A 6,371-nucleotide genomic window follows, 5' to 3' on the forward strand; every position below is an offset into this window, starting at 1 on the left:
CCCGTATCATACCAAGAGGGCTCTTTTTTGTTCAAGTCCCCGAAAATCCTTCTAACAGGAATGCTCTTTTACAAATTTCTCATTCGCTATCTAGATTTTTACGAATGGTTTAACGATATACGTTTAGTGTAAAAAAGAAGTGTGCAGATTTTATGAAGAAACACAATTTATTGTGTGATTATTTATGAAGCGACCCATTTATATCCTACTCCCCACACAGTTTGAAGATGTTGCTCGATTGGGAAACCAGCGCTTCTGAGCTTTTCTCTGACGTTACGCATATGGGAATCAACTGTTCGCCCTTCAATTTCCGTATCATAGCCCCAAATGAGCATAACTAAATCTTCGCGAGGAAAAACGCGATTGGGATGCTTTAAAAATAAGCAGAGTAGCTCAAATTCTGTTTTTGTCATTGAAATGCTTTCACCAACATAAATAACTTCCCTGCTTTCTTCATTTACGTAAAGCTCCTTATAGGAAATACCTTTCTTTTCTACACCTGTTCTTCTCAATACAGCCTGTATTCGAGCCAGTAGCTCTTCTTCGCTAAAAGGCTTTGTAATATAATCATCCGCTCCACTATTTAAACCTTTTACAACATCCTCAGTTTGGTCTCTAGCAGTCAGCATGATGATAGGGACTTTAAACTTGGCTCTGATTTCTTGACAAACTGTCCATCCGTCTTTTTTGGGCATCATCAAGTCGAGCAGCACTAGCTGAATCATTGGGTTCTTTTCTAGGTACTTTTCTACTTCTGTAGAATCTTCACACTTCATGCATGAAAAACCATGTGGAGCTAGATACAGCTCTAATAAATCCAGCATTCTCACTTCATCGTCTACTAATAAAATCGTAGGCATATTAACGCTCCTTTGGCAACGAAATGCTCACGGTTGTTCCTTTTTCTGCTATGCTTGTCATCTCCACTTTTCCACCGTGCGCTTCCACAATATCTTTTACAATCGATAACCCTAAACCGTAGCCTCCATTCTTCCGAGACCTTGATTTATCTACGCGATACAATTTATCAAACACATATGGTACATCTTCACTCGGAATTCCCACTCCGTAGTCTTGAATGGACAGCTTGACGCGCCAATTATCCTCTTCAACGCTTATTAAAATCTTTTTTGTTTCAGAATATCTTAAGGCATTATCTATAACGTTTATAATGACTTGCATAAAGCGCTCTTCATCAATTAGTACATTTACATACTTTGGACAGTTCACCTCAATATGAACATTCTTTTCGCTTAGAGCTAATTGAAATGCTTCACAAATTTTAGATAAATAGGACTGAAGCTCAACTTCTTGCTTTTCAATGAGAAACGTATTTTTATCTAAACGAGCAAGCTGAAATAAATCTTTTACAAGCTTTGAAATTCTCTCAGCCTCTTCCTCAATGACCCCTAAATATTTTGTGCGGTTTTCTTCACTTGTTTCATGGCGCTTTGCAATGTCTGCATAGCCTTTTACATACATCAGCGGCGTTTGCAATTCGTGCGAAATACTGCTCAAAAACTCGTTTCTCTCTTTTTTCAAGCGCTGCAGTTCATTCGCAAGCGCTTGAATGGATGTTCCTAACTGTCCAACCTCATCACGAGAATGAGCGCCAAGTTTTACCGTCAAATGCCCTTGGCTAATCTTTTCTGTCGCTTGCTTCATTTGTACTAAAGGTGCCGTGATTAGTTTTGATAAAGCAAAAGTTGTAACAACTGCAAATACAATTGAAATAATACCAGCTATGTAAAAGTGATGCTGGAGACGATCAATCATTCCTTTGATATCTTTCGTATCTTTAAACATATACACTGTGCCAACTTGATTATCATTTACTTCAATTGGAGAAGCTGTTGCAATATAGGGGGAAGTTTCCCAATCTCTTTGCAAAATTTTCCCCTCATAAGGGAGCTTCTTATCTCTCCACTCATTCACAGCCGCTTTTGCTCCTGTAATAAGAGGTGTTGAAGCACTCAAAACTTCCCCGTTTATGTTGGTAATGATAACATCCGTATCGGTTTCTGACTCCATTAACGCGACGTGACTAAGCGTTATGGAATCACGGTGCTGCTCTAATACTTCTCGGTGGCTATTCCCTCTTACTCTTAAACTCTCTAACTCTTCTGAGATGCGAGTGTTCGCTAACCCCGTATATAAATAGAAAAATAAACCTGCTTCAATAATTAAGATAAAAACTAAAAACAATAGTCCTAATTTAATGGATACTTTATTCACTTCTTTCACTTCCCCTGTAAATGTACATCTATTATAAAGGATAGATATGGAGAAAGTGTGCAGACTTAAGTTGAATTAAATACGAAATTAAGATTCACACCTATACTTGATGTACCCTATTAATTTGTCTAAAAAGTAAATACTGCTCTGAATTTTAATTTGGTGTCGTTCCCTTTAAAAAAGCTTTAGCTCGTCAACTATTTCACGAGAACGTGTCCAATGAAGGTAGTGATGTCCGTTCAACATCACCACTTTATTATGATGCTGCTTTGCAATTTCCTGCTCATAAAATGATAGTGTTGATTTACCGTTTGTTTCTTTCTGAAAGTTCTTAGCAAAAATTAAGACTGGTACTTTATTTGGAATCGTTAAGGATTCTGTTTTATTCACGTTTCTTTCTATCTCATTCATTTCCATAATGATGTTTTTGTTGTATCCTTTTATGCTGGTCTTTGCCTTTATCATTTTTAACTCTCGGCTGGAATACATCCCTGGTTCAGCGATAGGTAAATAAGACTCATCATCAAGCTCAACTGCTAGACGAGCAATCCCTGTTGGAGCGACAAATCGAAAAATACTTGGCATCGTTGAGGGAGCTTCACCAAAACACCTCAGCATCTTTGGTAACGTTGGATCAATGCCAACAATGGCTTCCACTTCATCAGGATAGTGATTGGCATAATACATTGCATAAATGCCTGACACCGAATGAGGCATAAGAATATATGGACCTTGTATGTCTGCTTTTTTCAATGGATTTCTTACTTCTTCAACAATATTTTCAACCGATCGTTCACTCTCTGTAAAATCACTCCAACCATAACCAAAAGGCTCCACAACTACGACTTTGTACGTATGTGATAACTCAAAAATCAACAGCTGGAGCAGGTGTTCCAAGGCCAGCTAATAATACAATTGTTTGTTTCCCTTTACCTTTTTGATAGATATGCATCTGCTTTCCCTTTACTTCTACAAGCTCTCCTAATGGTGGATATCGTTTGTCTTCCACAACAGTCAACACTTGATGCAAGGTTATCCATGTTACACACGCTACATCTAAAGATATACTTACTCTTTTTATTATTTTTTTAAACATATAAGCCCTCCTACGATTTAACTATTAATAAAACGTTTGAAGACTCATTTAGTTGCTTATTCATGTACTCACTTTTTCTACACTAACGTTTTTTCTTTGAACAAGTACCCGTAAGCTACAAGTCCATACTGCCAAAGCTACAATAATCATTAAAGCAGCTCCTATTATAACGACCAAGCGTATGGAGATCACTTCTACTAAAATGCCAAACAATGCGGTTACAATAATAATACATAGACTTTCTACTAATCCATATAGGCTTCCAACTCGCCCCATTATTTCAACTGGAATATACGTTTGATAAAACGTATAAAATGCCGCGTTCGCAAATGCCATTGCAAACGATATCAAGGCGCATCCGCAGGCAGCTATAAAAAATGTAGTTGAATTTGTAAATAACATATACCCTCCAGCTGTTAGCATGCTCCCCATACCAAGGAGCCAAGATGTAGGAATTTTTTCAACTATTATGGTATTAAGAAGCGCACCGATAAGTACACCTCCACCAGCTATGCTAACCAATAGTCCATACTCTCCCTCTGTTAAACCTAGTTCCTTTACTGAAAAAGCAGCTTCGAGTGAATCAGTTGCGGTCATCAACACCGTCATGAAACTAAAGAGTAAATAAATAAGCATAACTCCCACTGCGTGCCGGCTAAAAGAAAATACAAGATGCCAATCCTGTTTAATCATGTAAAATGATAACCTTTGAACCTTTTGTGTAGTAACCCCCTTTGGCTCTATATTTGGCACAAACCAAAGCAGCAGCGCCGAAAGCACTAATGCGATACTGTTAATGCAAATAGCAGTTGCTGGTGTACCGACCATCACTAATAAACCCGCAACGGCTGGTCCTGTAAAAAATGCTCCTGCATCAAGAAGACTTCTAAGTGAATTGAATCTTTTACGCTTCTCTTCTGGTAAAAACTTTGTTATATACGCCATAGATGTTGGTTCATACGCTGCGCCTACAGCGGTTGTAATTCCAACCAGTACATAGATTACGAGAAGTGAATTTGAAAAAGCCAACCATAAAATAACAGCGGCTTGGATCAGGTTTAATCCAATCATTACGTGCTTTTTGTTTAAACGATCAATGAGACTCCCAGCCCATAGGTTCGTTAACATCGCAGCTGCTGCTCTAACAATATAAAGAGTTGAAACGGCTAGGGCTGAACCAGTGATTTGTAACACAACTAAGTTCAAAGCAATAAAGTAAATCCAACTCCCGATTCCTGAAATGCCAATACTTGCTAGAAGTAATAATCGTCCGCGCAATTCTGTCTTCTTCATTAATTCTCTCCTCCTTTAATCCATAAAAAAAACTCGCCCCCAAGACAAAAATACTGTCTTGGGGGCGAGTTTTTATCGCGCTGCCACCCCAGTTTATTGACATGTCACCACATCAATCTCATCAGGTACAATCATACCTTAGCTCTGTAACAGGAGCACCTGTCATATCATCCCTTAAATGTTCCGATATGCCTCTCTGAGACTTGGTTCAACAAATTCACTTTGACCCGTTTTCAGCTACCGGGCTCTCTGTGCAAAGCTTATTTATTTACTCTTCTCTTCACCGCGTTTAATTTTTCTATATATTACCACAAACTATTAAAATATGTAAATAAAAAGAAAGAAAGAGACTGCGCTCTTTCTTTTTATTTATTCGCAAGTGCGCTATGTTTTAGTGTACGCTTTTGCCACACTATCGTAATACCGAGCGTTACAAGTAATAAAACAAGACTTAGTACAAACGGATACATAATTTGCACATCAAATAAAACGCCAGCAAGAGTTGGACCTAAAACGTTTCCGATACTCATATAAGCGTTGTTCATTCCCATTGCAAACCCTTGTTCATTTCCGGCCATTTTTGAAATAAGCGTATTTAAGACTGGACGAAGAATAGATGTTGCAAGGAAAATAATCAGCGAAATGACAAAGAATAAGCTGTAGCTCCCTGTGAATAGTGACAATAGAAATCCAAGTGCTGCCACGCCGATAAAAATGTTTAATACTGCTATTTCACCAAATATACGAACGATGCGATCTACTAGAAACAGCTGTACAATCACGCTAACAATCCCTGTTGCTGTAACCATTAAAGCAATTTGCTGTGGCGTAGCCCCATACTGTTTATCTAAAAATAGACCAAGAACTGACTCATACGCCATTAGCCCAAAGCTCATCACAAGAGTAATAACCAGCGGTATAAAATAAGGCATCTTAACAGAACGTGCTAGTTTCGAAACCATAGATTCATTATCTTGAATAGCTGCTCGTGCTGCTGTAGCTTCTTCTGTTTCACTATTTTCTAATAGCATCATTGAAAATAAAACAGCTACAAGAGATACAAGTGCTGAGACTAAAAATGGAATCTTCAAGCCAAAATCAGCTAAAAAGCCACCAAGTCCAGGCCCAATTACAATTCCTAGAGACATAGCCGCTGATACAAGACTGTTTCCTTTTGCACGCTGCTCCATCGTTGTAATATCCGCAACATATGCAAAGATAGCAGGAATAAGTAAAGCTGCACCCACTCCACCAATGACGCGAGATGCATAAAGTAACCAAATGGAATTGACTGCGTAAAAGATAAACATAGACAGCGTTAAGCCAGCAAGTCCATATATAATCATTTTTCGTCGTCCGTATTGATCGGACCACTTTCCTGCAATTGGTGAAAAAATAAGCTGAGCACCTGCAAAAATAGCAATCATTAGCCCCGCTGCAGTTCCCCCCTGATTAATTGACTGTAAATAAGCAGGTAAGATTGGAATAATGATTCCAAAACTTCCAACCGCAATAAACATATTAATCATTAAGATAATGATTTTTTTTCTTTGTTCTCCCGACATTCGAGCTGTCTCTCCTCCTATTAGAACACAAAAATAGCATGCTACAGCAGTATACTTCATGTTCATTTTTTTCCACACGTAGTATAACTTATACTGATAGACATGCTGTTGTCAATTGAATCAATTTCATAAAACCTATCTAAAGAAACATACAAGGACCCAATTTTCATGTTCTCATTTTT

The 6,371-nt window shown here is 38.1% G+C and carries 6 protein-coding genes and 1 other annotated feature; all 6 genes read right to left on the bottom strand.

The features are described from left to right. Positions 1–182: 182 nt before the first annotated feature. On the bottom strand, positions 183–860 hold the full coding sequence (locus AC1UFB_RS16990) for a response regulator transcription factor (RefSeq protein WP_482589537.1): 678 nt from the start codon (positions 858–860) through the stop codon (positions 183–185). A gap of 1 nt (position 861) precedes the next feature. Then, positions 862–2,235: a sensor histidine kinase gene (locus AC1UFB_RS16995; RefSeq protein WP_328101444.1), complete on the bottom strand. Its 1,374-nt coding sequence runs from the start codon at positions 2,233–2,235 to the stop codon at positions 862–864. A gap of 174 nt (positions 2,236–2,409) precedes the next feature. Continuing rightward, on the bottom strand, positions 2,410–3,111 hold the full coding sequence (locus AC1UFB_RS17000) for an alpha/beta fold hydrolase (RefSeq protein ID WP_226639455.1): 702 nt from the start codon (positions 3,109–3,111) through the stop codon (positions 2,410–2,412). After that, positions 3,101–3,331: a hypothetical protein gene (locus AC1UFB_RS17005; protein ID WP_326046470.1), complete on the bottom strand. Its 231-nt coding sequence runs from the start codon at positions 3,329–3,331 to the stop codon at positions 3,101–3,103. Before AC1UFB_RS17005 ends, AC1UFB_RS17000 begins: the two co-directional genes overlap by 11 nt. A gap of 60 nt (positions 3,332–3,391) precedes the next feature. Continuing rightward, on the bottom strand, positions 3,392–4,624 hold the full coding sequence (locus AC1UFB_RS17010; protein WP_100347573.1) for an MFS transporter: 1,233 nt from the start codon (positions 4,622–4,624) through the stop codon (positions 3,392–3,394). A 57-nt stretch (positions 4,625–4,681) separates the two neighbouring features. Further along, positions 4,682–4,917 (bottom strand) — a binding site (T-box leader). Between the two features lie 72 nt (positions 4,918–4,989). Continuing rightward, positions 4,990–6,189, bottom strand: a complete 1,200-nt coding sequence (locus AC1UFB_RS17015; RefSeq protein ID WP_100347572.1) for an MFS transporter — start codon at positions 6,187–6,189, stop codon at positions 4,990–4,992. Between the last annotated feature and the right edge of the window lie 182 nt (positions 6,190–6,371).

The sequence above is a fragment of the Priestia sp. KCTC 13724 genome, assembly GCF_056820425.1.